Source organism: Methyloversatilis sp. (assembly GCF_030696805.1).
GTDB lineage: Bacteria > Pseudomonadota > Gammaproteobacteria > Burkholderiales > Rhodocyclaceae > Methyloversatilis.
Window position 1 is genome coordinate 1 of record NZ_JAUYRO010000113.1, and the last position, 1,023, is coordinate 1,023.

Genomic DNA, 1,023 nt, shown 5'->3' on the forward strand with positions numbered 1-1,023 from the left:
CCGAACACCGGTTCGACCGTGGCAAAGCGCGCGCCGATCATCCGCTTGCCCTGGTCCGAGTCGATGCGCCGCTTCATCCGGTCGGTGTGCGATGCGCTGCCATCGCGTTTGCCGCGGAAAAAGGCGACCTGTCTCACCTTCGTCTGGTGCGGCGTGCGCAGACATCGGGTGCGCTGGTCGCACGGCACGCAGTCGCGCTCGGCTCCGGTGTATTTGGTGGCAGCGTAGCTGTTGATCGTGCAGTTGCCGCCGTTGCGATATAGCCGTTTGCCCGCCGGGCACAGGCAGTGGCTGCGGTCTTCCGCTTCGATGAAATCGGTGTTGGCGTAAGGCTTCGTCTTCTGCGCCGCGCGCGCGTCTTTCGCCTTGTCGCTCTTGTCCCATAGCGCATCAGGCTTGGCCTTGTGTTTCGCCTGTTCGGCGTACCTCGGGTCGCGTTGCCGGTAGCCGTTGTCGCAGATCCAGGCCGGGATCTGTCGATTGTCCAGTTCGTTGAGGTTCTTCTCCGAGTGGTAGCCCGCATCGGCGCAGATCGCCGTGTCCGCCGTGCGCTGCGCCGCGGTCGCATCGACCACCGGCAGCAGCAGTTCCTGCTCGGAGCCGGTGCCGTGCGCCTGCGCGTCGACGACGATCTGGTGTGCGGCATCGACCGCGGCCACACCCGTGTAACCCTGGATCACGCCCTTGCCGGTGGCCATCTTGGCCGACTCGTTGTCGGTGCGGTTACTCAAGCGCACGGCGCCCTTGGCCCCGCGCCGCTCGTCCGGGTTGGCCGCGAGCCAGTCGCGGATCTGCGTTGCTTCGCGGGTGAGCCGCTCGCGGGTGCGCGCCGCGCGCACTTGCTCGTCGTCACAGCCCGAGAGATCGCGCGCCTTCTGCTCGCCGGAGCAAGTCAAGATAGTTGTCGCCTGATTCATGCGACTGACGCGAGTAAGCCTTCGACATGAAGCGCGGCGTTGGCGACGGCGTCACGCTCCGGATTGAGGGTGACGACGCCGATGTGCGACCAGTCGCGCGTGTCGC

Annotated in this window: 1 protein-coding gene; it reads right to left on the minus strand. The window is 66.4% G+C overall.

Annotation, left to right across the window (positions count from 1 at the left end):
- Positions 1-896 (minus strand): transposase (locus tag Q8R75_RS18360; RefSeq protein WP_305663822.1); only part of this gene is annotated, 896 nt, incomplete at its 3' end.
- Positions 897-1,023: the final 127 nt, after the last annotated feature.